The sequence below is a fragment of the Flavobacterium limicola genome, assembly GCF_003634755.1.
In the GTDB taxonomy this organism is placed as follows: domain Bacteria; phylum Bacteroidota; class Bacteroidia; order Flavobacteriales; family Flavobacteriaceae; genus Flavobacterium; species Flavobacterium limicola.
Map to the genome: position 1 here is coordinate 199,014 of NZ_RBXA01000003.1, position 26,178 is coordinate 225,191.

25 protein-coding genes are annotated in these 26,178 nt (G+C 33.3%); 15 read left to right on the forward strand and 10 right to left on the reverse strand.

The genetic code is table 11. The features are described from left to right. Positions 1-189: 189 nt before the first annotated feature. The 4 genes from BC952_RS10890 to BC952_RS10905 form a co-directional block, all read right to left on the reverse strand. Positions 190-963, reverse strand: a complete 774-nt coding sequence (locus BC952_RS10890) for a CDP-alcohol phosphatidyltransferase family protein (RefSeq protein WP_121365684.1) — start codon at positions 961-963, stop codon at positions 190-192. A 63-nt stretch (positions 964-1,026) separates the two neighbouring features. Further along, a complete protein-coding gene (locus BC952_RS10895; protein WP_121365685.1) occupies positions 1,027-2,049 on the reverse strand; it encodes a COX15/CtaA family protein in 1,023 nt (340 codons plus the stop codon). A 51-nt stretch (positions 2,050-2,100) separates the two neighbouring features. Then, the gene (locus BC952_RS10900) at positions 2,101-3,534 is read right to left on the reverse strand and encodes a CCA tRNA nucleotidyltransferase (protein WP_121365686.1); all 1,434 of its coding nucleotides are present in this window, start codon (positions 3,532-3,534) and stop codon (positions 2,101-2,103) included. A 67-nt stretch (positions 3,535-3,601) separates the two neighbouring features. Continuing rightward, on the reverse strand, positions 3,602-4,171 hold the full coding sequence (locus BC952_RS10905) for an L-threonylcarbamoyladenylate synthase (RefSeq protein WP_121365687.1): 570 nt from the start codon (positions 4,169-4,171) through the stop codon (positions 3,602-3,604). 59 nt (positions 4,172-4,230) lie between these two features. Here BC952_RS10905 and BC952_RS10910 point away from each other — a divergent pair, with 59 nt between their 5' ends. Both BC952_RS10910 and BC952_RS10915 read left to right on the forward strand, forming a co-directional pair. Then, entirely contained in the window at positions 4,231-5,331 is a 1,101-nt protein-coding gene (locus BC952_RS10910; RefSeq protein ID WP_121365688.1) for a glycosyltransferase family 4 protein, read from the forward strand. A gap of 5 nt (positions 5,332-5,336) precedes the next feature. Beyond that, entirely contained in the window at positions 5,337-6,122 is a 786-nt protein-coding gene (locus tag BC952_RS10915; protein WP_121365689.1) for a glycosyltransferase family 2 protein, read from the forward strand. Between the two features lie 208 nt (positions 6,123-6,330). Here BC952_RS10915 and BC952_RS10920 read toward each other — a convergent pair whose 3' ends face one another. After that, complete coding sequence (locus BC952_RS10920) at positions 6,331-7,086, reverse strand: glycosyltransferase family 2 protein (RefSeq protein ID WP_121365690.1); 756 nt, start codon at positions 7,084-7,086, stop codon at positions 6,331-6,333. Between the two features lie 81 nt (positions 7,087-7,167). Between BC952_RS10920 and BC952_RS10925 the strand changes: the two genes are divergently transcribed. Continuing rightward, the gene (locus BC952_RS10925) at positions 7,168-7,878 is read left to right on the forward strand and encodes a polysaccharide deacetylase family protein (RefSeq protein ID WP_121365691.1); all 711 of its coding nucleotides are present in this window, start codon (positions 7,168-7,170) and stop codon (positions 7,876-7,878) included. On the opposite strand, the gene BC952_RS10930 is transcribed toward BC952_RS10925, so the two are convergent. Continuing rightward, complete coding sequence (locus tag BC952_RS10930; RefSeq protein WP_121365692.1) at positions 7,870-8,607, reverse strand: glycosyltransferase family 2 protein; 738 nt, start codon at positions 8,605-8,607, stop codon at positions 7,870-7,872. The genes BC952_RS10925 and BC952_RS10930 overlap by 9 nt on opposite strands. Before the next feature lie 55 nt (positions 8,608-8,662). Here BC952_RS10930 and BC952_RS10935 point away from each other — a divergent pair, with 55 nt between their 5' ends. The 3 genes from BC952_RS10935 to BC952_RS10945 all read left to right on the forward strand — a co-directional run bounded on the left by BC952_RS10935 (position 8,663) and on the right by BC952_RS10945 (position 11,189). Further along, positions 8,663-9,352, forward strand: a complete 690-nt coding sequence (locus tag BC952_RS10935; RefSeq protein ID WP_121365693.1) for a glycosyltransferase family protein — start codon at positions 8,663-8,665, stop codon at positions 9,350-9,352. An 81-nt stretch (positions 9,353-9,433) separates the two neighbouring features. Continuing rightward, on the forward strand, positions 9,434-10,240 hold the full coding sequence (locus BC952_RS10940; RefSeq protein WP_341866846.1) for a glycosyltransferase: 807 nt from the start codon (positions 9,434-9,436) through the stop codon (positions 10,238-10,240). A 1-nt stretch (position 10,241) separates the two neighbouring features. Continuing rightward, complete coding sequence (locus BC952_RS10945; RefSeq protein ID WP_341866847.1) at positions 10,242-11,189, forward strand: NAD-dependent epimerase/dehydratase family protein; 948 nt, start codon at positions 10,242-10,244, stop codon at positions 11,187-11,189. A 26-nt stretch (positions 11,190-11,215) separates the two neighbouring features. Here the strand turns inward: BC952_RS10945 and BC952_RS10950 are convergent, their stop codons facing one another. Further along, on the reverse strand, positions 11,216-12,277 hold the full coding sequence (locus BC952_RS10950; RefSeq protein WP_121365695.1) for a glycosyltransferase family 9 protein: 1,062 nt from the start codon (positions 12,275-12,277) through the stop codon (positions 11,216-11,218). 65 nt (positions 12,278-12,342) lie between these two features. Here BC952_RS10950 and BC952_RS10955 point away from each other — a divergent pair, with 65 nt between their 5' ends. Further along, complete coding sequence (locus BC952_RS10955) at positions 12,343-13,101, forward strand: lipopolysaccharide kinase InaA family protein (RefSeq protein WP_121365696.1); 759 nt, start codon at positions 12,343-12,345, stop codon at positions 13,099-13,101. 62 nt (positions 13,102-13,163) lie between these two features. Here BC952_RS10955 and BC952_RS10960 read toward each other — a convergent pair whose 3' ends face one another. Beyond that, positions 13,164-13,979 carry a 2,3,4,5-tetrahydropyridine-2,6-dicarboxylate N-succinyltransferase gene (locus BC952_RS10960; RefSeq protein ID WP_121365964.1) on the reverse strand — a complete coding sequence of 272 codons (816 nt, stop codon included), beginning with the start codon at positions 13,977-13,979 and terminating at the stop codon, positions 13,164-13,166. Between the two features lie 144 nt (positions 13,980-14,123). On the opposite strand from BC952_RS10960, the gene BC952_RS10965 reads away from it, so the two are divergent. From BC952_RS10965 to BC952_RS10975, 3 genes are all read left to right on the forward strand, one after another. After that, positions 14,124-14,858, forward strand: a complete 735-nt coding sequence (locus BC952_RS10965) for a class I SAM-dependent methyltransferase (protein WP_121365697.1) — start codon at positions 14,124-14,126, stop codon at positions 14,856-14,858. A 22-nt stretch (positions 14,859-14,880) separates the two neighbouring features. After that, positions 14,881-15,297 carry a Holliday junction resolvase RuvX gene (gene ruvX, locus BC952_RS10970; RefSeq protein WP_121365698.1) on the forward strand — a complete coding sequence of 139 codons (417 nt, stop codon included), beginning with the start codon at positions 14,881-14,883 and terminating at the stop codon, positions 15,295-15,297. 118 nt (positions 15,298-15,415) lie between these two features. Then, complete coding sequence (locus BC952_RS10975; RefSeq protein ID WP_121365699.1) at positions 15,416-16,912, forward strand: malate:quinone oxidoreductase; 1,497 nt, start codon at positions 15,416-15,418, stop codon at positions 16,910-16,912. Between the two features lie 64 nt (positions 16,913-16,976). Here the strand turns inward: BC952_RS10975 and BC952_RS10980 are convergent, their stop codons facing one another. Beyond that, on the reverse strand, positions 16,977-19,190 hold the full coding sequence (locus BC952_RS10980) for an FUSC family protein (protein ID WP_121365700.1): 2,214 nt from the start codon (positions 19,188-19,190) through the stop codon (positions 16,977-16,979). A 193-nt stretch (positions 19,191-19,383) separates the two neighbouring features. On the opposite strand from BC952_RS10980, the gene def reads away from it, so the two are divergent. From def to BC952_RS11000, 4 genes are all read left to right on the forward strand, one after another. Continuing rightward, on the forward strand, positions 19,384-19,971 hold the full coding sequence (gene def / locus BC952_RS10985) for a peptide deformylase (protein WP_121365701.1): 588 nt from the start codon (positions 19,384-19,386) through the stop codon (positions 19,969-19,971). Positions 19,972-20,056: 85 nt separating this feature from the next. Next, complete coding sequence (locus tag BC952_RS10990) at positions 20,057-20,545, forward strand: DUF5606 family protein (RefSeq protein WP_121365702.1); 489 nt, start codon at positions 20,057-20,059, stop codon at positions 20,543-20,545. 80 nt (positions 20,546-20,625) lie between these two features. Next, the gene (mazG, locus tag BC952_RS10995; protein ID WP_121365703.1) at positions 20,626-21,399 is read left to right on the forward strand and encodes a nucleoside triphosphate pyrophosphohydrolase; all 774 of its coding nucleotides are present in this window, start codon (positions 20,626-20,628) and stop codon (positions 21,397-21,399) included. A gap of 84 nt (positions 21,400-21,483) precedes the next feature. After that, positions 21,484-22,932 carry an APC family permease gene (locus BC952_RS11000; protein ID WP_121365704.1) on the forward strand — a complete coding sequence of 483 codons (1,449 nt, stop codon included), beginning with the start codon at positions 21,484-21,486 and terminating at the stop codon, positions 22,930-22,932. Between the two features lie 11 nt (positions 22,933-22,943). Here BC952_RS11000 and BC952_RS11005 read toward each other — a convergent pair whose 3' ends face one another. Further along, on the reverse strand, positions 22,944-23,624 hold the full coding sequence (locus tag BC952_RS11005; protein WP_121365705.1) for a Crp/Fnr family transcriptional regulator: 681 nt from the start codon (positions 23,622-23,624) through the stop codon (positions 22,944-22,946). Positions 23,625-23,733: 109 nt separating this feature from the next. Between BC952_RS11005 and BC952_RS11010 the strand changes: the two genes are divergently transcribed. Continuing rightward, positions 23,734-26,139 carry a heavy metal translocating P-type ATPase gene (locus BC952_RS11010; protein ID WP_121365965.1) on the forward strand — a complete coding sequence of 802 codons (2,406 nt, stop codon included), beginning with the start codon at positions 23,734-23,736 and terminating at the stop codon, positions 26,137-26,139. Positions 26,140-26,178 lie beyond the last annotated feature (39 nt).

The following is a 26,178-nucleotide window of genomic DNA, read 5'->3' on the forward strand; positions in this document are numbered from 1 at the left end:
TTAAGCTGTTTGATTGTTATATAATTCTGTGAATCTATTGTATAATTCCTATAGATGGGATTGTCTAATATGTATTGAGGGGATTTATTAAATCGAAATATATATTAAATTATAACTACAAGTGTTCGATGATAATATAATGGTAATTTGTTATTTGTATTTTGTATATAGATATTCTCTATGATGAATTTACACCTTAAAAAACGTCTTTCGAATGCCAATTATTACAAAAATCAATACAGTAAAAAGAATGAAAAAAGGGATGATATAATTGATTAGACCTGCTGGTAACATAATTGCTATAATTAGTAACTGAAAGCCTAAACCATAAATAGAAACCAAAGTCATAAACCAGTTTGGAAAGGTTTTTACTTTGTATGCATCTTTATCCAGAAAGTGAATTATCTTATCAAACGTTCCATAAACGATAGTGTAAATGCGAAACAAAATATCGACGGATTTTTGCGTTTCTCCAGGTAAAGCTCTTGGTGATTTGTACTCAAAAATTTTACTTGTCGTATCTCCGCCAACGGATTTATTTCTCAAAATTACATAGTAATAATTGTATAAAGTACCTTGTAATTGAATACCAATAAATGCCAAAATAGTTAGCCAAAATGATGTTTTTGAGACATAACAAATCGTCATTAAAAACAGAAAATTCAGGATGATATCAAAGACGCTGTCCAAGTATCTTCCGGTGTACGAAGGAGTGTTTTTTAAGCGAGCCAGTTCGCCATCGGCAGCGTCGATTCCGGATTTCAGCAAGATGAAAAAACCAGCTAAAAAGTAGGATCCATCTAAAATATAGTAAATGGCTATCAGACCGGAAATGCCAAAAAGCAACGTAACATGTATGGGTGTAAAACGGGTATTTTTTAATTGATTGGCGAGAAATTTCCCGAAAGTTCTTCCATAATCTGATAAATCTAAAAATTTATCTTGAGCGGCAAGTTTAGACATTTACGTTAATAAGCAATGAAATGTGACAATATAGTCAGGCAATATTGGTATTGAATTATAATTTTATTTGGATAATCGGTGCAAAGAAAATGTCATTGCTGTCAGTAAAAAGAAAGCCATTACTTGGTGTAATAATCCCAACCACAACGGAACACCGTATAGCAAAGTAAATACACCTAATGCAAATTGTAAAAATACAATAACCACCAAAGTCTTGATTCCTCTTTTCTGTAGTACGCTAAGCAGGTGTTTGCGGCTTGTAAAATACAACGCCAAAATAAGTCCAACTACCACATAAGCCATAGTTCGGTGTACGAATTGAACGCCGCTTTTTCCTTCGATAAAATTCAAAAACAACGTGCTTTTTTCAATGAAAACACTTTCGTGGATGAATTGTCCGTCGCTCATCAAAGGCCAGTGATTGTGAATTAAACCTGCATTTAGACCCGCAACGAACCCACCATAAATGATTTGGATAACAAGAAATACTAATGCAACGCGTGCAAGATTTCGCAAAGGAACAATTACTTGGGATTTATTTGGGTAAATTAAATCCAAAGCAACCCAAAGCGTGTAAGCAAACGTAATGAAAGCAAATGTGAGGTGTAAGGCCAATCTAAAATGACTTACATCGGGATTGTCAATTAATCCACTTCGAACCATGAACCAACCCAAAAATCCTTGAAAACCGCCCATAAATAGTAGGACAACACATTTTTTGATCGTTTCTGTTGAAAGACGTTTCTTAAACAAGAAATAGATAAATGGAACTATAAATGCTAATCCAATAATGCGTCCTATAAAACGGTGAAACCACTCCCAAAAATAGATGAATTTGTAATCGCTTAGCGTAAAATCATTGTGGATATTGATTTTTTGGTACTCAGGAAATTTTTTATATTCTTCAAAAGCATGCGCCCATTTTTCTTCTGTTAATGGTGGAAAAGTATCGGTAACTAAATGCCAATCGGTCATTGATAAACCAGAATTTGTCAATCGGGTAATTCCTCCCACTACAACCATCATAAACAATAATAAGCATCCTGATAATAACCAAATGATAACGTAATTATTCTCTTTTTTCATTGTTTTAAATTAATTTGTACAAAGATATTTGAAACACAATTAAATGTTAATTCAACAAGCGTTAATCTTTAATCCGATTTTTGCGGCTCTTTTTAACATGTAATCATATGCTGCCTGATATTCATTAGGAATTTCTCCTTCTAAAATGGCTTCTTTTATGGCTTCTTTCAGCATTCCGATTTCTTTCGAAGGTTTTAGGTCAAAAATCTTCATGATTTCTTCTCCAGAAATTGGCGGTTGGAAATTACGAACCTGATCGCGCTCTTCTACTTCAACAATTTTCTTGCGGACGATTTCGAAATTATTATGGTATTTTTTGAATTTATTTGGGTTCTTGGTTGTGATATCTGCTTCACACAAAGTCATTAAATTCTCAACATCTTCGCCTGCGTCAAAAACCAAACGGCGCACCGCAGAATCCGTCACTGTATCTTGGGATAAAACAATTGGACGGGAACTCATCATCACCATTTTTTGCACAAATTTCATTTTGTGATTCAATGGCATGTGCAAACGTTCAAATATTTTTTTTGCCATTTTTCCGCCCAGAAATTCATGTCCGTGAAAGGTCCAACCTTGTTTTTTATTAAAACGTTTCGTTGGCGCTTTTCCAATATCATGCAACAATGCTGACCACCGCAGCCAAACGTCATCCGTATGCGGACAAATATTATCAACAACTTCCAGCGTGTGATAGAAATTATTTTTATGTGTGTGGCCTTCAATTTCTTCAACTTGGTTCAGCGCGGTCAACTCAGGAAGAATAATATCTAAAAGTCCGGTTTTGAATAATAACAAAAATCCAACAGACGGTTTATCTGTCGAAAGTATTTTATTCAATTCATCAACAATGCGTTCTCCGGAAATGATTTTAATGCGCTCTGCGTTTTTTGCGATTGATTCCAATGAATTTCCTTCAATTTCAAAACCCAGTTGGTTCGCAAAACGAATGCCTCGCAACATACGCAACGGATCATCAGAAAAAGTAATATCTGGATCCAAAGGTGTTCTGATTATTTTGTTTTTTAAATCCTCCAAACCATTAAATGGATCAGATAATTCTCCGAAATTTTCAACATTTAAAGATAAAGCCAAAGCGTTTATGGTGAAATCACGACGGTTTTGGTCGTCTTCTAATGTTCCGTTTTCTACGACAGGATTCCTGCTTTCAAAATGATAGGATTCTTTTCTGGCGCCAACAAACTCAATTTCGGTGTCTTCAAAACGCAACATAGCTGTTCCGTAAGTTTTGAAAACTTGAACTTTAGGTTTATTAGGAAGTAATTGAGAAACTTTTAAAGCCAATTCGATTCCGCTGCCAACTGCAACAATATCTATGTCTTTTTTAAAGTCTCTTTTCAAAAGTAAATCTCTGACAAAGCCACCAATTACATAACTGTCAACGTTAAGTTCTTGTGAGGCTTGAGAGATGACTTCGAAAATTTTATTATTTAAGGCTTCTTTATATGAAGTTTTAATGCTCATTTTAAAAATGTTTAAAGTTTAAAGTCTAAAGTTGCTAAACTGAAAACTAGAAACTGAATACTGCAAACTATTTCCGAATCACTTTTACCTGAGAATCGCTCGTCAATTTTATGATTGTCGAAGGTTTACCTGCGATTTTTTCACGATGCAAATTTACAACATAGTCCACACCTTTTATAATTTCCGGACTAATATCTTTGAAGGCAATAGGAGTAGGCTGTCCGGAGATATTTGCAGATGTTGAAACCAATGGTTTTTTCATTTTCTCCATCAACTTAAAACAAAAAGGCTCTTTTACAATACGGATTCCCAATGAGTTGTCACCTGAAACTAAATTTGGAGCTACATTTCTTGGTTTGTCTAAGATTATGGTCGTTGGTTTTTCGGATAAATCAATGATTTGCCAGGCTACTTCAGGAATGTCTTTGAAAACATTGTACATCATTTTTTCACCGTTCATCAAAACAATCATGCTTTGCGTTTCGGCTCTTTGCTTGAGTTTGTATATTTTGGCAACAGCCTCAGGATTTGTGGCATCACAACCAATTCCCCAAACCGTGTCCGTAGGATAGAGAATGATTCCGCCTTCTTTTATGACTTCGTAGGCTCTGTGAACTTCTTCGTTGATGTTTTCCATATTTTTATATCTAGAATATAAGGTATAGTTTTATATTTGCAAATAAACGAATAAAAATTATGAAAATACTACACATTTCAGGGGCAAAAAGTTGGGGAGGTAACGAACAGCAAATGATTGATTTAATTCCGGAACTATCTAAACTCGGAATCAAAAATGTAGTTTTTGGGGTTGGAAATTCTTTACTTCACAATGAATGTGAGATTCAAGATATTCCTTTTATACAAGCAAAAAAAAATAAGCTTAATAAATTCGCGAATTATGTTTACCTAAAAAATATAGTAAGGGAGATAAAACCGGATTTGATTCACTTGCATACCAGCGATTCACTTACTGTTTTTACGATTTCGGATTTGTTGTTCAGACTAAAAACAAAGGCTGTATTTTCTAAAAAAGGTATGGGTAGTAGCAGCAGTTTTTTGAGTAAATTTAAATACAATTATAAAAATATTGATACCGTTATTTGTGTTTCTGAAGCTGTAAAAAAATCATTTTCAAGCACTATGACTAAAAAGAATATCCCTAAATTGATGGTGGTTTATGACGGAATTAATTTAAACAGAAGCAGTAATGAAAAGGGATTAAATGTCAGAAAACAGTTTTGTATAAATGAAGATAAAATTATTATTGGAAATATAGCAAATCATGTGAAGGCTAAAGATTTGTTTACGTTGATTAGAGCGCTTAACTATTTAGTGAACTATTTAGATTTAAAAAATATTCATTTGCTACAAATTGGTGAGTTTTCTAATAAATTGACTCCTGAGATTAAAAGTTTAATTTTGGAATTGAAACTAGAGGGTTATATTACCTTAGCGGATTTCCAGTCTCATGCTTTGGATTTTCTTGACCAGTTTGATTTGTATGTGATGAGTTCGGAAAGAGAGGGGCTTCCCCTTACAATTTTTGAAGCTTTCTTAAAGAAAACCCCTGTTGTTAGTACTAATGCAGGAGGAATTCCTGAAGCAATAACCCATGATTTTAATGGTTATTTGTGTGAGGTAAGAGATTTTAAAAATTTAGCAAAAAATATCCATCAATTATTGAGAAATAAAGAAAAGAAACAGGAGTTTGCGAATAGATCGTATGAACTTTTTTTTGAAAAATTCACGGCAGAAAAATCAGCTAAAAATTTATTGAAAATCTATCAAAAAAAATAGAAGTAATGAGAACAGCATTATTAATATCGACTTATAACTGGCCAGAAGCAATCGAATTGGTTCTAAACAGTGCTTTGGCACAATCCGTTTTTTTTACTGAAATTATTATTGCGGATGATGGTTCAAATGAAGATACAAAACAACTTATAGAACAGTTTCAACAAAAAACGGATATGCCAATACACCATATTTGGCAAGAAGATTTAGGTTTTAGAAAATCAAAAATTTTAAATAAGGCTATTGCACAAACTACTGCAGATTACATAATTCAGGTTGATGGTGATTGTATTATGCATGAAAATTTTGTCGAAGATCATGTAAAAGCAGCTCAAAAGGGAGTTTATTTATACGGGTCTAGGGTTAATATTTTGCCAAATTTTGTAGCAGATATTTTTGCCAAAAAGCAAATTAATTTTAACTTCTTTTCAAAGCAAATTAAAAATAAAACTAGAAGTTTACATATTCCTTTTCTATCGAAATTTTATAAAATTCATGATGGGATTTCTAAGAAATTTAGGGGTTGCAATGTCTCATATTGGCGTGATGATTTTATTGTAATTAATGGTTACAATGAAGATTTTGAAGGTTGGGGAAGAGAAGACTCTGATTTAGTTATTCGTATGGGTAATAACGGAGTCAAAGCAAAAAGAATACGATATGCTGGAATTGTATTTCATATTCATCATAAAATTAATTCAAAACAGAATTTTGAGTTAAATGATAAAATACAAAATGAAACGATTTTAAAAAAAACGATTAGAGTTGTTAAGGGTATTGATCAGTATTTATAATAAAATTCAATTTTTAGAAAATAAATTATACAATGATAATTCTCAAAATTGTTCTAATAAAATGTAATAATAGCTTTTATTCTAATCTTTTACTAAATATATATTTAAAATTTCCCTTAACGTAATTTTAGATAGTACTGAAAATTTTAAGTGAAAACGAATTTTATTTGGTTATGGCAAAATATATTATTTCCGTTTATTAGTTTAATTACTCGATTTTTCTATACATCATCCAAAGTTGCAAGTACCGTTTAAATACTGCAAACGAATGAACATAAGCTAAAATGAAGCCCTCTTTTTTATCTAAAAAGCCTAATCTATATATATACTGCCACCAAAAACGGTAATTTGGACGGATAAAAAAATGATATAAATTAGGTCGTATATTTTTTAGATACAGAGTTTCTGCTTGAAGTTGACTATATAAGTTTAGTTTTTCATTGTATTTATCAAAACTTTTATAACTGTAATGATTGACACGATTTTTTAAGAAACCTATTTTACCTTTCGTTTTGATTGACTCATGGACCAGATTACCGTTATAGGAACAATTTTTTTTGTTGAATATTTTAATGGATTTGTCACTCTGCCATCCACCATGTTTAATTTGTTTTCCTAGAAAAAAAAAATTTCTATTTATATAATATGCTACAAAATCGTTTTGTAATGAAATTGTAGAGACAATTTCTTTTCCTAGTTCCGGAGTGATAATTTCGTCTAAGTCGAAAAAAATTACCCAATCATTTTTAGCTTGTTCAACGGCAAAATTTCTTTGTTTTGAAAAATCATCGAAATTTCTTTGGATTACCTTCACACCAAGTTCTTTAGCTATTGCAACTGTGGCATCCGTACTATTCGAATCTATAAAAATAATTTCATCGGCAAAAGATAAACTTTGGATATATCTTTTCACGTTATCTTCTTCGTTTAATGTGATTGCTAATGCAGTTATTTTTGGTTCCAAATTATTTTGATTTCTATTTTAAGGTATATTCAAAGCAAATGTAATAATTTTACATTTATTTACTAAATTTAAATTTGTATAATGACTCGATTACCCATTTTAATGTATCATAATATTTCTAACATTGAGCAGGTTAGTAGTGGACTTACTATTTCTGTACAAAAGCTAGAAAGACAGCTTTGTCATTTAGCTGAAAGTGGTTTTACCACTTTTCACCTTTCTGAATTAGAAAATTTGACTGCCATTCCTCGAAAAAGTATTGTTATCACCTTTGATGATGTGACTGATAATCAGTTTATTTATGCAGTTCCTTTGCTTGAAAAATACAATTTGAAAGCTACTTTTTTTATTCCTTTTGGTTATATTGGAAAAACCGATTTATGGAATGAAGGCAAAGAGCCAATAATGACAATGCAAAAACTGCAAAGTTTAGGCACTTGGATTGAGTTGGGATTACATTCCTATGCACATAAAAAATATGAAACTTTAACAGAGACTCAAATTAATGAAGATTTCGAAAAATGTTTTAAGATTATTGAAGAAAATGATTTAAAAGTTTATAATGCTGTAGCTTATCCCTATGGTAATTTTCCTAAAAAAGAGCCTAAGAAAACATTGTTTAAATCAGTTTTGGGACAAAATAATATTAAAATGGGATTGAGAATAGGAAATAAAATCAATAAATTTCCCTTTAAAAATCCTTTTGAAATCATGCGAATTGATATAAAGGGAGAGGAAAATCTATTGAAATTCAAATTGAAACTGCGTTTTGGTAAATTGAAATTATTTTAATCCTTTTTGGATTAAAATAATTTTAACATATCTAGAAAAAACACCGTAGGCATTTATGCTAGCCAAAGCTAATCCGGGAACACCATCCATAAAGCCTCTCTTTAAAACATAAGAAGAAAAAAAACGATAAAAAGGTTTGAAGATTAAATGGAAATAAGTTGCTTTTTTTCCTCTTTCATAAGATGTTTTCGCTTGAAACCAAGCATATGAATCTTTTTTCTGTAATAAATGGGATAATCCTTTATAGGTATAGTGGATCATGAAATTTTTTAGAGTACCAATACTTCCTTCAACAACTAATTTCTCATGGACATCACCAGTAAATTTGATATTTTTATTTTTAACTAGCCTGATTACTCGATCTACTTTGTGGTATAAAAAACGATTCATGTAAAAATGAGGAAAACTGATTTTATAACCGGAGTGTTTTCCATTTTTAATCACTGATAAAATCTCTAGTTTAAGTTTTTTGCTTACCCTTTCGTCTCCATCGAGAAATAAAATCCAATTCCCTTTTGCAGAAGAGATAGCATAATTTTTTTGATTGGAAAAATTGTCAAATTTTCTTTCTAAAACAATGCAACCTAAACTAAGCGCTTTTTCTCTGGTACCATCGGTGCTGTAGGAGTCTATTACGATTATTTCATCTGCAAAGGCTACCGATTTAATGGCGTCTTCGATGTAGTCAATCTCGTTATATGTGGGGATTATTATGGAAAGGGTGTTCATTATTTTTAATTGTAAAAATACAAATTTACTAAAATAAGGTTACCTTTGGGGCATTATGCAAAAGAATGTTTCAGTTATATTATCGACTCCGATTTCTTCCGAAAGCCTTAAAAAAGTGCTTTTGGGTTATAATGCTCAGACTTATAGGAATTTTGAAGTAATCATTGCTGTTGCTTCTACTAGCAATGAAATTAATAACCTTATTGATGCAATAAGAGATGAAGTTTTTTATACAATAAAACAATTTTCGTCAAATATAAATGATTGTCTTTTTATTAATGCAATAGCTACGAATTACATTGTTTTTGCAAATGGCAATAGTATTCCAAGATTTGATTTTATAGAACAGCATGTTAAAAACAGAGAAGAAGGTTTTTTTCTTTCTGGGGAGTATAATAGTATTTCACAAGAAATTTTTGAAAAAATAAGTGAAGAGAATATTAATTCTGGAGATTGTTTTGAATTGTCTTGGCTCAAGAGAAATGGAAATAAAAATATTTTTTTAGATGTATTTAGATATTCTAAAGGATTATTGGGTTCATTTTTAAATATGCTATTTAAAGTCAATGTGAAACTCAATGTAGAGAATTCTTCTGTTTGGAAAGATGATTTAATTTTGATTTTGCAACATAAGAACAATTTGTTAGATGTTGCTTTTTTTCAGGAGTTAACATCGATATTGAGAGCAAATAATATAAAAGGAAGGCAAATCAAGTATTCTGCTATTTTGCTTCAACAGAAGTAAGAATTAAAAAAAGAATGCTATGTTGTTCTTGTAAGATTTAATATTAATTATTTTGAAGTTTAATAAAATATGAAAATATCGGTGATTGTCAGTACATATAACGCTGAAGAATGGTTGGAGAAAGTACTCATCGGCTACAGTGTTCAAACGTATAAGGATTTTGAACTTATAATTGCTGATGATGGTTCACGGGCGAGTACAAAGGAGTTGATTGATAATTATTCTTTAAATTATCCCGTGCACATACGACATTTGTGGCATGAAGATTTAGGCTATAGACGCCAGGAATTATTAAATATAGCAATTAGTGAAGCTTCTCATGAGTATATTTTAATGACCGATGGTGACTGCATACCTCGTAAAGATTTTGTGGAAGTTCACGCTAAATATGCCGAAAAAGGAAGATTTCTATCTGGTGGATATTGTAAGCTTTCGATGAAGACGAGTAAACATATTTCAAAAGATGATATTATTTCCGGAAAATGTTTTGATGTGAAATGGTTAAAATCTGTCGATAAATTAGGTTTTTCCAATACACTAAAGTTGGGTGTGAATAAATTGATTGGAGATATTCTAGATTTGATTTCACCTACAATACCATCTTTCAATAACTGTAATTCCTCAGGTTTTAAAGAAGATATGATTGCTATAAATGGTTATGATGAGCGAATGAAATATGGTGGTCCCGACAGAGAATTTGGGGAACGTCTTGAAAATTTTGGTGTAAAAGGAAAACAAATCCGTCATAAATCTATAGTTTTACATTTAGATCATTCACGCGGTTATAAAACACCGGAATCGTTAGCGGCAAATTTAGCTATCCGAAAAGAAGTGAGACAAAATAGAATAAAATGGACTCCATTCGGTATCCAGAAATCTGAAAAGTAATATGATGAGAATATTGGTTACCGGGGCGGCCGGATTTATTGCTTCACATCTTTGTGAAAAATTGAAATCACTCGGACATGATGTCTACGGGATTGATAATTTCAATGATTATTATGATGTAAAACTCAAGGAGTTAAATGCTTCCGATTTAGCGCAACAAGGAATTGTCATTTTTAGAAAAGATTTGAATGATGATTTGGGCGATGTATTCGCTACTGCTTATGACTACGTTTTTCATTTAGCTGCACAACCCGGAATTTCATCTGACACTACATTGGAAGAGTATGTAAATAACAATATTTATGCTACCCAAAACCTTTTAGAAGCAATCCTAAAATACAACCCAGATGTTAAGTCCTTTGTCAATATAGCGACTTCTTCCGTATATGGAATAGAAGCAACCGTTGATGAAACAGAACCTGCAAAACCTGTTTCTTTTTACGGAGTAACCAAATTGGCAGGAGAACAATTGGCTTTGGGGTTACAACGCACAGGAAAACTAAATACTTGTTCCGTACGATTATATTCGGTTTACGGACCACGCGAACGTCCGGAGAAGTTATATACCAAACTGATTGAAAATCTATATTACGATAAGCCTTTTCCGCTATTTGAAGGAAGTGTAAAGCATGAAAGAAGTTTTACGTATGTGGGAGATATTGTAGAAGGATTAGCCGCAATTATTGGAAAGGAAGCTAAAGTGAATGGCGAAATTATCAACCTTGGTACAGATGAAGTGAATACTACTCAGGAAGGTATTCATGCGGTTGAAGTAATCATGAACAAACAACTTATAATAGATAACAAACCACCTCGAAAAGGAGATCAGCAAAGAACTGCTGCTGTTATTGATAAAGCAAAAAACTTGTTGGGATATGAACCTAAAACTACTTTGAAGCAAGGTATTCAAAAACAAGTAGATTGGTATTTAGAAAAGTTTACAAAATAAAAAAGGTGCTCATCAGAGCACCTTTTTTATAGATTGTTTTTAAGAAATGTATATAATTGCGGCAGAATGATTTCCGGAGAAAGTTGTTTGTATAATTCATGCGGATTTTGTTCAATTCTTTTTCGCTCTTCATAAGTGAAATTGTTAAACAAATCCGGTTTTACATCTAATAAATGAATAGAGTGATGGAACTTACCGTCTTCAAAACTTGCCCAATGTGCTTTGTTTACATAAGGTGAGAAAATCGTGAAGGTTGGCTTGCTCAAGGCTTTGGCAATATGAACCGTTCCTCCTTCATTTGAAACTAAGATATCGCATTTATTCATCAGTTTAATAAAATCGCGAATGCTTGGGGCATAGATATCCAGAATGATATTCTGTTTATTTTTGCACATTTCATAAATTTTCATTGCTTCTTCTTTTTGATGTGGAGAATAATTGAAAAGAATGTAAACGTCAAAGTTAGTCGCAATAAAATCTATTATTTCGGCAACATATTCATAGGGCATGGATTTTTGTGGAGTGCTTCCTAAAACACCCAATACAATTACCTTTTTGTCTTTGTATTTTCCGAGCCAGTCTTCTTTTTTTTCTTCTTCCGAAAGAAATAATTTCGGGGCATAATCTATCGGTTCAAAATCACCTACATATTCCAGTAAATGAACACGATCTTCAATCGCTTTTCCGCAAAGTTTGTCCGAAGATTTCAATCCTTCCGTGGGGTGTGTGTAAAAGTCCCAGTTTCCGAATTTTTTACGACTTTTATGGCCTATGGTTTGTTTTGCACCCGAAAATTTACAGATCAGACGACTTTGAGTTTTAGAATAGGGATCGAAAATAATATCGTATTTCTCTTTTCGTATCTGACGAATCATTTTTAGTAAATTCGGCAGTTTTTTTAGCTCTTTTTCGTTAATGGGTATGATTTTGTCAATATTCGGATTATGCTGAATAACTCCTAAAGTATAATCATAAGCCATAAAGTGAATTTCACTTTCTGGATGCTTTTTTTTAAAATTGTTAGCGATGACTGAGGCAATCAAAACATCACCGATACGCTTATTTTGGATAATTAAAACTTTCTTCATAAAACTATTTGTTGCTGCAAAGTACTATTTTTTATACTTTTAAACCAAAATAAAATAAAAACATCGTGCAAATTATCATTCATCCCCAATATATACATCAGGAAAATTCTATTCTTCAATTGGTTGCAGGTTTTTTTGTTGGGGGAGATTTGATTGTTAAAGGCTCTCGGAATACAATAAAATCTAATATATTGGGTGATGAGAAAGTAAATATCAAATATTTTGATAGACCAGGACTGATAAAATCTATTATTTATTCTTTTTTTCGAAGTACCAAAGCAAAGCGTTCTTTTGATTATGCCAATTATTTGTTGGCCCATAACATACCAACTCCTTTTCCTATTGCCTATGTGGAGAATCGCAATCGTTGGGGGCTTTTAGGAGACAGCTTTTACATATGTCAACAAATAGATTATGATTTTACCATTCGGGAATTGATACATGATCCATTATTTAATGAACGTAATTTGATTTTGGAGCAATTTACGGCCTTTACCTATAAAATGCATGAGGGAAAGGTCAAATTTTTGGATCATTCGCCTGGGAATACCTTGGTTGTGAAAAAAGATTCTGGGAAATATGACTTCTATCTGATAGATTTAAATAGAATGAAGTTTGAAGATTTATCTATCGAAGCAAGAATGGATAATTTCAAGAAAATGTGGCTGTCCAAAACAATGGTAAAAGTGGTGGCAAAGGCCTACGCCAAGTTAAGCAATCAATCTGAGGAAAAATTACACTCCATTCTTCTAGAAAAAACAACCCAATTCAAAAGAAAAATTACCAAGAAGAAATATCTGAAAAGGAAAATTGGAAAAAAATAAATTCCAAATTCCAATTGTAGTATCGATTGGAATTTGGAACTTAAAATTGTAGTTTCAATAACTTATACCGCTACGTCATATTCACGTAAAGCATTATTTAATGATGTTTTCAAATCTGTTGAAGGTTTACGTGTTCCAATGATTAATGCACAAGGAACTTGAAAGTCTCCTGCTGGAAACGATTTTGTATAACTTCCAGGAATCACTACCGAACGGGCAGGAACAAACCCTTTCATTTCAACCGGAGTTTCACCTGTAACGTCAATAATTTTTGTAGAGGCAGTCAAGCAAACATTAGCACCAAGTACGGCTTCTTTTCCAACATGAACGCCTTCAACTACGATGCAACGCGAACCTATAAAAGCACCGTCTTCAATGATTACCGGAGCAGCTTGCAATGGTTCAAGAACTCCACCAATACCAACACCACCGCTTAAGTGTACGTTTTTACCAATTTGAGCACAACTACCTACGGTTGCCCACGTGTCTACCATTGTTCCTTCATCAACATAAGCACCGATATTTACATAACTAGGCATCAAAATAACACCACTGGAAATATAAGCACCGTAACGCGCTACAGCATTAGGAACAACACGGATTCCTTTTTCGGCATAGCCTCTTTTCAATAACATTTTGTCATGGTACTCGAAAATTCCAGATTCCCATGTTTCCATTTTTTGAATAGGGAAGTACATAACCACGGCTTTTTTAACCCATTCATTTACTTTCCATCCTTCACCAACTGGCTCGGCAACACGTAATTTTCCGGTGTCTAATAATTCAATAACTTCTCTGATTGCATCAGTAGTTCTAGTTTCTTGTAACAAAGCACGGTTTTCCCAAGCTTGCTCTATAATCGGCTGTAATGGATTCATTTTTTGATAATTTTTGACAAAGATAGGATTTTTAACCAAAAGCAAAAAAGCAAAATGGTTTGAAAATGTTACAGATTTAACTTCTTGTTTATTTAATATTTTTAAAAGTTATAAATTTGGAGTAGTAATGAAAAGAACTAAAAGATGAAAGATAATTTCTCCAAGCAAGCAACAGAATATTCAAAATACAGACCTCAATATCCAGATGAAATGATTGATTATTTGATTTCATTTGTCAAAAATAAAGGAGTTGCTCTTGATGTTGCTACAGGAAATGGACAGGTTGCACATAAACTTTCGAGATTTTTTGAAACAGTTTATGCAATTGATATTAGTCAGAACCAACTTGATAATGCTATTCCTGGCAAAAATATTATCTACAAAGTATCTCAGGCCGAAAATACCTTTTTCAAAAATCAGCAATTTGATTTAATTACTGTAGCACAAGCCATACATTGGTTTGATTTTGATTCGTTTTACAAAGAAATCTATAGAATCTTAAAACGAGATGGAATATTTGCCGTTCTGGGTTATGGCTTGTTTTCCACCAATGTAGATTCAGATAAGATATTGCGAAATTTTTATCATAATACAATTGGCCCTTATTGGGATACTGAGCGAAAGTATTTGGATGAAAATTACAAAACGATTCCATTTCCATTTGATGAAATTGTTACGAAAGGTTTTGAAAACCATTTAATTTGGACTTTTGAAGAATTAATCGGATATCTAGAAACTTGGTCAGCGACACAGCATTATATTTCGAAGAATAATAAAAACCCAATAGACTTGATTTACGATGATTTGAAAGTTTCTTGGCAAAAAAATGATAAGAAAGTGACTTTTCCTTTGTTGCTAAGAATCGGAAAATTAAAATAGTTATCTTTGAAAAAAAATATAAATGCCAAGAATTCTCTCCATAGATTACGGTCAAAAACGAACCGGAATAGCGGTTACCGATGAAATGCAAATCATAGCTTCTGGCTTGACAACGATTCCATCTACAACTGCAATTGCTTTTTTGAAAGACTATTTTTCCAAAGAGAAAGTAGAAGCAGTTCTTATTGGTGAACCCAAACAAATGAATGGACAACCTTCCGAAAGTGCTTCCATAATAAAAGGCTTTGTAACCCATTTTACTAATCATTTTCCGGATATGAAGGTAATTCGCGTTGATGAACGCTTTACTTCAAAAATGGCTTTTCAATCCATGATTGATAGCGGAATGAGTAAGAAACAACGGCAAAATAAAGCTTTGATTGATGAAATTTCGGCTACGATAATGCTTCAGGACTACTTGACCCGAAAAAGATTTTAAAATCAAGACAAAAAACTAGTGTTTAGGATGAAAAGGTTTGATAAATGTAACTTTTGAGGTGAAATTTATGCTTTTTTTTGCAATTATATAAATTATCTTTGCATTTTAAAATCTAGTTATGCCTGATACAACCATACGTACAAATAGTGAAGTAGTTCTTATAGGAGCTGGAATAATGAGCGCCACTCTTGGTTTAATCCTTAAAGAGTTGCAGCCGGATATCAAAATTGAAATTTACGAGCGCTTAGATATTGCCGCCGCCGAAAGTTCTGATGCATGGAATAATGCCGGAACGGGACATTCCGCCTTTTGCGAGCTTAATTATACTCCTGAAAGTGAAGATGGAAGCATCAATCCAAAAAAAGCAATCGGTATTGCGGAATCTTTTGAGGTTTCAAGACAATTTTGGGCGTATCTCGTCCAAGAAAATAAAGTTCCATCCCCAGAAAATTTTATAAAAAGCATTCCACATCTTAGTTTTGTTTGGGGTAAAAAAAATGTGGAGTACCTAAAAAAGAGATATGAAGCTTTACAAGCTAATCCTCTTTTTGATGAAATGGTCTTCAGCACGGATTTTTCTGAGTTGAAAAAATGGATGCCTCTCGTTATGGAAGGTAGAAAGGAAGCTGATGCAGTTGCCGCTACTTCAATGGCAATTGGAACCGATGTAAATTTTGGAGAATTAACCCGAAGTATTTTTGGTTATTTGACAAAATTAGAAGGTGTTACCATTCATTTCAACCATGAAGTTCAAAAATTAAAACAAAGGGAAGATAAATCCTGGAGAATAAAAATTACTGATTTGGCTTCAGGCCAAAAGAAAAAAGCATATACCAAGTTTGTTTTCATAGGTGCCGGTGGCGGTTCGTTGCCATTATTAGAAAAAGCAGATGTTCCAGAAGGAAAAGGATACGGTGGTTTTCCTGTGAGCGGGCAATGGTTAAAATGTACCAATCCGGAAGTGATTGCAAAACATCAGGCCAAAGTATATGGTAAAGCTAGTGTTGGTGCTCCGCCAATGTCTGTTCCACATATTGATTCCCGAATGATAAATGGTGAGAAAGCATTGCTTTTTGGTCCTTTTGCAGGTTTTTCAACTCGGTTCTTAAAAAATGGTTCCTATTCGGATTTGCCTTTATCGATAAAACCAGACAATATTATTCCTATGGTTGCCGCGGGTATCAAGAATATACCACTTACTAAATATTTAATTCAGCAAGTACGTCAGTCTCCTAAAGATAGAATAAATGCTTTAAGAGAATATGTTCCAGGAGCACGATCTAAAGACTGGGTTCTTGAACGAGCAGGACAACGCGTTCAAGTGATTAAGAAGGATGAAAAAGAAGGTGGGATTCTGGAGTTTGGTACCGAAGTGATTACCACTGCCGATGGAACATTATCTGTTTTACTGGGTGCTTCGCCGGGCGCATCAACCGCTGTTTCTATTATGGTTGATTTGATTGGAAGATGTTTTAAAGATCAATTTGAAACGCCGGAATGGCAAGAGAAATTAAAAACGATGATTCCTTCTTTTGGTCAGAAATTAAATGATAATCCTGATTTATTAAAGGAAATCAGAAAAGAAACAGCTACGGTTTTAAAGCTAAATAATTAGAATTTTATATAAATAAAAAAGGCGCTGAATTTTAGATTATATCTAATTTCAGCGCCTTTTTTCGTTATGAATCCTTTAGTATTTTTGTCGTTTTCAAAATATTTTCGGACAAATTTGTCAACCAGATTAATTGTTCAATTACCAATTGCGCTTCCTGCATTTTCAGTTGAAACGCGTCTTCATCGATAGGAATTCCTTCTTTTAACTCCTTTTCCCGAATGTTTTTCAGCTCTGTAAAGCGCATTGCTAGATCTTCTTGCGGAAGGTTTTCTTTGAGTGCTAAATTGTTTTCTTTTAAGATTGCAATGGTATTGTCTAAGTTTTTAATGGCAGTATCAACGACTACATTAAAAGCCTCAGAAGCAGTTGTGGTTTTGTGGGATTGAATATAAGTTCCTAATGAAGCCAGAGAAGACAGTAGAGAATGATTTAAAACAGTCAGTTTGTATACTTGTGGCATTTGTTTTTGCTTTGATTTGGGTTCTTGAACCATTCTTTGAAACGAAGCCATCAGATTACCAATTTCGATAAAAGCATTTTTTCGCGCTAGACGATAGGAAGTAGAAATATTTCCTTTTTTATTGTAAAAAATAGAAATTTCTTTTAAATAATCTTGGTTTGCCTTAATTGCTTTTTCTAAATAGAGAGGAATGTTCAAAAACTCCCAGGAAGGCCATAAAAAGTGATTCGCCAAGAAGGCTAAAGTGGCACCCACAACAGTATCTAGGATTCGATATTGAACTAAATCACCAATATTAGGTGTAATTATTCCATAGATAAATACAACATACATGGTGACAAAAATGGCGCTCACCTTATAATTAATTTGTGTAAAAGAGAATCCCAACAGCATACAAACAATAGAAAGAACACTGATTATGATGTTGTCTTTTACGATGAAAAGAATCCCGAAAGCAACTAATCCACCAATCACTGTGCCAATAATTCGGTGAAAAGAACGTTCTTTTGTCAAACCATAACCCGGTCTCATGATTACAATTATGGTCAGCAATATCCAATAAACATTATGGAACGGTAGAAATTTTCCAATAATAAAACCAAGCATTAAGGTTATAGTTAATCGCAAGGAATGCCTGAAAATAGTAGACGAGAAACTCAGGTTTTGGGTCAAAGTACTCAACGGATAATATTGTGGAGTCAGGAATTTTTCTAAATCAGTATCGATTCCTTTAAAATCGTGCGAATTAAAAGTAACTGTAAAAGCACGCTCAACAATTTTTATTTTTTCGACTTGTTTTTCAGCATATTGCAACATCGTTGTCAACATGAAAACACCTTCGGAAGCAGTAGTTTTTCCTAAATCATTTTCATAATCTGTAATGGCAAGTTGTAAGGCATTCAAATCGCCCAGTAAAGTATGTTTAGAAATGTATTTCGTACTTTTTTTGACACTTTTAGATAATTGCTTCAAGCTAGCCGCCAGATTGTAAGCTAAATTTTGATACGTATGTAAAACCTTTGGATAATCATCGAATTTTTGATGTAATTTATCATGGTCGAAAGCTGTGGATAGCGCGAGTTCCAGAATTTCTACTAACGAAATAAAAACCAAAAGCATTTTACGGTTTTGATTGGAAGAACCTGAAGTTGTATGACTACTAATTAATACTTCTCTAATGTTTTGATGAATGGTATTCAGCTCGACTTGAAGGTGTAATTGTTTTTCAATGATTGATTTTCTGTCAGCATTCAAGGTCCATAAATCACCTCTCAGTTTCAAATATTTGGCGGTAAGCCTGATACATTCCGCAATTTGTAACTCTACATAACGATGCGGTCTGATGTAATGAAAAATAAGCGAAATCAACAGATAGAATAAACCACCGGCAAGTATTAATCCTGCATGCAGCAACATTGCCCAGCCGGTATTGATGCTTGCAAATGCTAATGAAACGGCAATGAGACCAGAGAAAGAAACCATTGTAGCGCGTTGCCCATATACAGAAAGCATCGATATTAGGAAAATTAATACTGCCAAAAATGGATAAAAAATCCAAGAATATGGAAATACAATATTAACGAGCAAATTGATCCCAGCAACAAGAAAAGCAGTTACCAGAACACCGTTAATTTTATGTTTCAGACTGCTTGGAATATCGCTTGGGTAGGTGAAAACTGCCCCAAGAGCTATAGCAAAACCCATTTCAAATTTGCCCAAAAACGAAAATATCACCACGGGAATAACTGCCGCAATAGTGACTTTTATAGCATTGGTAAAATAAGTGCTGTCGGTAAATTTTCGGATTTTGTAAATCATATCATAGTATTGTTGCAAAGGTAAGATTTGTATGAATTATACAACCAATAAAGGAGGTGATTTCTTTTAAATTGTAAATATTAGCTAATATTTAACGGCAGATTATTCATTGTCTATTTTTTTACTATTTTTGCAAACTGAATGAAAAGGAAACATATTCCAATTTCAGTAGAAAATACTTAATACAACACGAATGATTTTACCAATTATAGGATATGGCGACCCAGTTTTAAGAAAAACAGGAGAAGTTCTTTCACCAGAACATCCAAACTTGAAAGAAACGATTGCTAATATGTACGAGACCATGTATAATGCCTATGGTGTGGGTCTTGCTGCGCCACAAGTGGGATTAGCGCTTCGTTTATTTGTAATCGACACCACTCCTTTTAGTGATGATGAAGAATTAGAAGATTCGGAACAAAAAGCATTAAAAGGATTTAAGAGAACTTTTATCAATGCAAAAATGATAAAAGAAGAAGGTGTAGAGTGGAGTTTTAATGAAGGTTGCTTGAGTATTCCGGATGTGAGAGAGGATGTTTACAGAAATCCAACCATAACAATCGAATACTGCGAAGAGGATTTTGTAATGAAAACAGAAGTTTTTGACGGATTAATCGCCAGAGTGATCCAACATGAATACGATCATATTGAAGGAATTTTATTTACGGATAAAATTTCATCATTAAAAAAACGATTGATTCAAAAGAAACTGAAAAACATCTTAGAAGGAAAAACGTTCCAAGATTACCGCATGAAATTTTTTGCCAAAAAAGGAAGATAAAATTTAGCAACAGCTTCGTTGGTATGATTTTTGGTTTTAAAGAAAAAATAAATATGTCAAATTCTTAATAATAATTACACAAAAGATGAATTTAGAAAAAATATTAGCCATTTCTGGGAAACCAGGTTTATATGTATTGAAAGTGCAAACAAGAACTGGCTTTGTAGCAGAATCATTGGCAGACGGAAAAAAAATCACAGTGAACTTGAAAAGTAATGTGAGTTTGTTGTCGGAAATTTCAATTTATACGTATGAAGGCGAAAAACCATTAGCTGAGATCATGCAAAAAATTGCTGATAAAGAAAGCAAAGGTCCAGCACTTTCTCATAAAGAAGACAATGCAAAACTAACGGCTTATTTCAAAGAAATTTTACCGGATTATGATGAAGAAAGAGTATATCCTTCTGATATCAAAAAAGTTTTAAACTGGTACAATATGCTTCAGGCAAAAGGATTAGTTACTGATGAAGTTCCAGCTGTTGCTGTTACTGAAGAAGTTGGTGCCGTTGCAGAAGAAACTCCAGAAGCGGAACTTAAAACTCCTGCTAAAAAAGCAAAAGCTAAAAAAGAGTAATTTAACACTACAATAATATTTAATCCTGTTCAGCTATTTTCTGAACAGGATTTTTTTATTTTTACCAAAAACAATTTCTGATGAATTCAAGACAAAACCAATTGCAAGCTTTCGAAAGATTATTAGACATTATGGATGATTTGCGGGAAAAATGTCCTTGGGACAAAAAGCAAACCATGCAAACCTTGCGTCATTTGACTATTGAAGAAACCTATGAATTAGGCGATGCTATTTTAGATAATGATTTAAACGAAGTCAAAAAAGAATTGGGTGATTTGTTATTACATATTGTTTTTTATGCCAAAATAGGAAGCGAGACGAATGACTTTGATATGGCGGATGTATGTAATGAAATTTGTGAAAAGCTAATTCACCGTCATCCGCATATTTATAGTGATGTTGTGGTTAAAGATGAAGAGGAAGTGAAACAAAATTGGGAAAAACTAAAATTGAAAGAAGGCAAAAAATCTGTTCTCGAAGGTGTTCCAAGAAGTTTACCTGCATTAGTTAAGGCAAGCCGAATACAGGATAAAGTAAAAGGAGTGGGTTTTGATTGGGAAGAATCGCATCAGGTTTGGGATAAGGTTCAAGAGGAATTGGAAGAGTTACAAGTTGAGGTTGAAGCAGGTGATCAGGATAAAATTGAAGCCGAATTTGGAGATGTTTTATTTTCGATGATTAACTACGCTCGATTTTTGAATGTAAATCCTGAAGATGCTTTGGAACGAACTAATAAAAAATTTATCAAGCGATTTCAATATTTAGAAAGTAAAGCTGGAGAATTAGGAAAACCTTTAATGGACATGACTTTAGCTGAAATGGATATTTTTTGGGAAGAAGCGAAGAAGTTATAGTATTCAGTATTTTAGTAATCAGTGCTCAGATTTCAGTCCCGATACTTCGGGATTAGTGTTCAGTTTTAAATAATTAATTTACCAATGTCAGAAAATAAAACCGAGTTAAAACGTTCTTTAGGATTAATAGATGCCACGAGTTTAGTTGCTGGTTCCATGATAGGATCCGGAATTTTTATTGTAACATCAGCCATGGCGAGAGATATTGGTTCTGCTGCTTGGTTATTGGTCATTTGGCTAGTAACGGGATTAATTACTGTTGCTGCGGCATTGAGTTATGGAGAATTGGCAGGAATGATGCCCAATGCAGGAGGACAATTCGTTTATATTCAACGTGCGTACGGAAGATTAGTTTCTTTTTTGTACGGCTGGACTGTTTTCACGGTAATTCAAACCGGTGTTATCGCAGCTATTGCAGTTACTTTCGCTAATTATGCCGCTATCTTTTTTCCTGTTTTAGATCAAACTCTTTTTACGGTTGGTACTGGTTTTGTTTTTTCTTACCAAAAAGTATTGGCAATTTTTAGTATAATTCTGCTAACTTATATTAATACTAAAGGTGTTGAAAGCGGGAAAACGGTTCAATTGATTTTTACTTCGGCTAAACTAATTGCGCTTTTTGCATTGATTATTTTGGGATTGTATGTTGGTTTACAAACGGATGTTTTGTCTAATAATTTTGCAAATATGTGGGAAGCCAGTAAAACGGTTGTAAATCCTGACGGAACAATTACGGTTACAAAATTAGCAGGAATGGCAATTTTGGGTGCAGCAGGAGCAACGATTATCAACTCATTATTTTCCAGTGATGCTTGGAACAACGTGACTTTTATTGCAGGTGAAATTAAAGAACCTAAAAAGAATATACCCCGAAGTTTGTTTCTTGGAACTCTGATTGTGACTGTTATTTATGTTTTGGCAAATCTGGCTTATTTGGCTTTATTGCCAATGCAAGGAACACCAAACGCTGCTGATAGTTTGAGTAACGGAATCATGTTTGCCAGTAATGATAGAGTAGGCGCGGCGGCGGCAAGCATGATTATGGGAAATGTCGGTGTATTTGTAATGGCTGCGTTAATCATGGTTTCCACTTTTGGATGCAATAGCGGTTTGATTCTTTCGGGAGGACGATTATTTTTTGCCATGGCAAAAGACGGATTGTTTTTTAAACAAGCTACAGAACTGAATAAAAATCAGGTTCCTGCAAAAGCGCTATGGGTGCAGTGTATTTGGGCTTGTGTACTTTGTATTTCGGGAAAATTTGGGGATTTATTGACGTACGCAACTTTTGCGTCATTGTTGTTTTACATCCTGACGATTCTAGGTGTTTTCATCCTTAGAAAAAAAGAACCCAATGCGGATAGGCCTTACAAAGCCTTTGGATATCCAATTGTACCAGCCATTTATATTATAGTGACCTCGGCAATTTGCTTCAATTTATTGATTTATGATACCTTCAATACAGGATTAGGATTGTGTATTGTGGCGCTGGGAATTCCGGTGTATTATTTTGTAATGAATAAAAAAGAGTAAAATGAATCGGGCTATTCTGCTAATTTTTTTAGCGCATTGATATCTTTTAAAACAATTTTTTTTCCTGTTAATTCAATCAGACCTAATTTTTTAAAATCAGATAGCAAACGAATGCAACTTTCAGTGGCAGTGCCAATTATGCTGGCTAATTCGTCTCTTGAAAGTTGTACTTTTAAAGAGTTATCCTCGTTTTTTCCAAAAGTATCATTTAGATAAAGAAGCGTTTCGGCTAATCTTTCTTTGACTGTTTTTTGAGCTAAATTTACCATGTGATCATCGGCTTCTTTTAGATCACCGCAAATACTTTTCATCACATTCATTGAAAACTGGTTATTCTTATCGAAATATCCCATCACTTCTGATTTTGGAATAAAACAAACCTGCATATCTTCAAGAGCTACAGCGCTTAAGTTGACCGGTTCATCACTAATCATTGAGCGTTGCCCCAGTAATTCTCCTTTAGTAACTAATTTCACAATGTGGTCTTTGCCGTTTGCACTCAATTTGGTCAGTTTGCACACACCATCTTTGATACAATAAATTCCATTTACATTCTCACCTTCCTCAAAAATAACTTCACCTTTTTTAATAATATGGGAAGTTTTACAGTCGGAGAGTTTAACTAATTCGTCTTTAGTTAAGGCTTTTAAAGAGCTAAATTCTCTGACGATACATTGTTCGCATTTGCTCATAGTATATGTGATTTATTGGAATTACAAAACTAACTCTTTAATATGACAAATATCATATTTTTAAATTATTCAATTAATCACCTTTGTTCCAGGTAAAATGAGCAAAGTTATGGACACACAAAACTGTTTCCATTGTGGGTTAGACATTATTAAAGAAGACGAAATTATTTTTGATGCTAAAAATTTCTGTTGTAACGGTTGTAAAACGGTCTACGAAATTTTCAGTCTGAATGATTTGACGTGTTATTATGATTTTGAAAAATCCCCTGGAGCAACCCCGCAAGATATTAATGGTAAATATGATTTTTTAGATAATGAGAGTATTGTATCCAAATTATTGGAATTTCAAGAAAATTCAACCGCAATTATTTCACTTAGTATTCCACATATTCATTGTAGCTCGTGTATTTGGATTCTGGAAAATCTACAGCGTCTTCAAAAAGGAATAAGCACTTCACAGGTTAATTTTCCAGAAAAAAGAGTCCGAATCACCTTCAATCCAGAAGTTGTTTCTATCAAAACGATTGTTTATTTGTTGAGTTCTATTGGTTATGAACCCTATATAAGTTTAGAAAACTATGAAACGGGAAGTAATGATGTAGATAGAAGTTTGACTTATAAATTAGGCGTTGCTTTCTTCTGTTTTGGAAACATTATGTTGCTTTCGTTTCCGGAATATTTTGAAGTAAAAGAATTTTGGTTAGACCAATACCGTGGCTTCTTCCGTTGGTTGATTTTTGCGTTAGCATTACCGAGTTTCTTTTACTCGGCAAGTGGTTATTATGTCTCTGCGTATAAAAGTATCAAAACTAAAATGCTTAATATCGACATTCCTATTGCTTTAGGAATTGTGGTGATGTTTGTGCGAAGTACGTTTGATATTGTTATGGATTACGGTTCCGGTTTTTTTGACAGCTTAACAGGATTGATATTCTTTATGCTTTTAGGGAAAATGTTCCAAATCAAAACCTATAGTTTTTTGAGTTTCGAAAGGGATTTTAAGTCCTATTTTCCAATAGCGATTACCAAAATCAATTCGGATTTATCAGAGGAAAGTGTGGCAATTTACGAAGTTGAAAAAGGCGATCGATTACTCATCAGAAACCAAGAACTGATTCCCGTTGATGGGATTCTAATTTCTGAAAAGGCAGAAATCGATTATAGTTTTGTCACTGGAGAAGCAATTCCTATTACAAAACAATCCGGAGACAAAGTTTTTGCAGGAGGAAAACAAATAGGGAAAGTTATCGAAATGGAGGTTTTACATTCTGTTTCTCAAAGTTATTTGACGCAATTATGGAGCAATGATGTGTTCCAAAAAAATGTAGAACAAAAGCACAAAACGATTACCGATAGTATTAGCCGTTATTTTACACCTATTTTATTATTGATTGCTTTTGCAGGATTTGGCTATTGGATTTTTATAGATGCTAATACTGCTTTCAATGTGTTTACGGCAGTGCTTATTGTTGCTTGTCCTTGTGCTTTGGCATTGACGGCACCATTCACTTTTGGGAACGTATTGCGAATATTAGGAAAACAGAAATTTTATCTCAAAAATGCTTTAGTTATTGAACAATTAGCAAAAGTGGATACGATAGTTTTTGATAAAACAGGAACGATTACAACCAATAAAAAATCGAATATTTCCTATGAAGGAACCGTTCTTTCCGATGAGAATTTATTGCTGGTAAAGAATGTGCTTCGGGCCTCCAATCACCCGTTAAGCCGAATGTTATATGATTATTTGCCGATTCCAATTTTGCAAAGTAAATCAGGAAATGATACCAAAAAGTTGAAAGTGGATCATTTTGAAGAAATCACAGGGAAAGGGATTCAAGCCCAGATTTTTGGTCACCAAATCCAGATAGGTTCTGCCGATTTTGTAGAAAAAATCGAAGAAAAAAACGTTCAGCAAACATCGGTTCATATTAAGATCAATACTGTTTATTACGGGAAATTCATCTTTAATAATCAATACAGAGAGGGATTAGAAGTGCTTTTTAAAAATTTAAGCACAAAATATCAAATCAAGGTTTTATCAGGTGACAACGAAGGCGAACGCGCTATTCTTAAACAACTTTTGCCGAAAGGCACGGAATTTATTTTCAATCAGAAACCGGAACAGAAATTAGAATTTATTAAAAACTTACAGGAACAAGGCAAAAATGTGATGATGGTAGGCGATGGATTAAATGATGCCGGAGCTTTGGCGCAAAGCAATGTAGGAATCTCCATTTCTGAAAATGTAAATGTTTTTTCACCGGCTTGTGATGCTATTTTGGATGCCAGTGAATTTCAAAAATTGAATTATTTCTTAAAATTATCCAAGAATGCGATTACGACCATCAAAATGAGTTTTGGACTTTCCTTATTGTACAATGTGGTTGGATTATCATTTGCTATAACCGGGAATTTATTGCCTTTGGTTGCAGCTATCATCATGCCGTTGAGTACAATAACCATTGTAAGTTTTGTAACAGTGATGAGTAGTTATTATGCTCGGAATAAATAGAATGGAGCACGATTTGATTTTTTCTTCACATATATTTAA

Coding starts and splice junctions, on each gene's coding strand:
- BC952_RS10900 (WP_121365686.1), bottom strand. CDS start 3,534: ATGAGCATTAAAACTTCATATAAAGAAGCCTTAAATAATAAAATTTTC.
- BC952_RS10935 (WP_121365693.1), top strand. CDS start 8,663: ATGCAAAAGAATGTTTCAGTTATATTATCGACTCCGATTTCTTCCGAA.
- BC952_RS10915 (WP_121365689.1), top strand. CDS start 5,337: ATGAGAACAGCATTATTAATATCGACTTATAACTGGCCAGAAGCAATC.
- BC952_RS11005 (WP_121365705.1), bottom strand. CDS start 23,624: ATGAGCAAATGCGAACAATGTATCGTCAGAGAATTTAGCTCTTTAAAA.
- BC952_RS10895 (WP_121365685.1), bottom strand. CDS start 2,049: ATGAAAAAAGAGAATAATTACGTTATCATTTGGTTATTATCAGGATGC.
- BC952_RS10910 (WP_121365688.1), top strand. CDS start 4,231: ATGAAAATACTACACATTTCAGGGGCAAAAAGTTGGGGAGGTAACGAA.
- BC952_RS10960 (WP_121365964.1), bottom strand. CDS start 13,979: ATGAATCCATTACAGCCGATTATAGAGCAAGCTTGGGAAAACCGTGCT.
- BC952_RS10965 (WP_121365697.1), top strand. CDS start 14,124: ATGAAAGATAATTTCTCCAAGCAAGCAACAGAATATTCAAAATACAGA.
- ruvX (WP_121365698.1), top strand. CDS start 14,881: ATGCCAAGAATTCTCTCCATAGATTACGGTCAAAAACGAACCGGAATA.
- BC952_RS10905 (WP_121365687.1), bottom strand. CDS start 4,171: ATGGAAAACATCAACGAAGAAGTTCACAGAGCCTACGAAGTCATAAAA.
- BC952_RS10990 (WP_121365702.1), top strand. CDS start 20,057: ATGAATTTAGAAAAAATATTAGCCATTTCTGGGAAACCAGGTTTATAT.
- BC952_RS10980 (WP_121365700.1), bottom strand. CDS start 19,190: ATGATTTACAAAATCCGAAAATTTACCGACAGCACTTATTTTACCAAT.
- BC952_RS10945 (WP_341866847.1), top strand. CDS start 10,242: ATGATGAGAATATTGGTTACCGGGGCGGCCGGATTTATTGCTTCACAT.
- BC952_RS10890 (WP_121365684.1), bottom strand. CDS start 963: ATGTCTAAACTTGCCGCTCAAGATAAATTTTTAGATTTATCAGATTAT.
- def (WP_121365701.1), top strand. CDS start 19,384: ATGATTTTACCAATTATAGGATATGGCGACCCAGTTTTAAGAAAAACA.
- BC952_RS10925 (WP_121365691.1), top strand. CDS start 7,168: ATGACTCGATTACCCATTTTAATGTATCATAATATTTCTAACATTGAG.
- BC952_RS10950 (WP_121365695.1), bottom strand. CDS start 12,277: ATGAAGAAAGTTTTAATTATCCAAAATAAGCGTATCGGTGATGTTTTG.
- BC952_RS10930 (WP_121365692.1), bottom strand. CDS start 8,607: ATGAACACCCTTTCCATAATAATCCCCACATATAACGAGATTGACTAC.
- mazG (WP_121365703.1), top strand. CDS start 20,626: ATGAATTCAAGACAAAACCAATTGCAAGCTTTCGAAAGATTATTAGAC.
- BC952_RS10975 (WP_121365699.1), top strand. CDS start 15,416: ATGCCTGATACAACCATACGTACAAATAGTGAAGTAGTTCTTATAGGA.
- BC952_RS11000 (WP_121365704.1), top strand. CDS start 21,484: ATGTCAGAAAATAAAACCGAGTTAAAACGTTCTTTAGGATTAATAGAT.
- BC952_RS11010 (WP_121365965.1), top strand. CDS start 23,734: ATGGACACACAAAACTGTTTCCATTGTGGGTTAGACATTATTAAAGAA.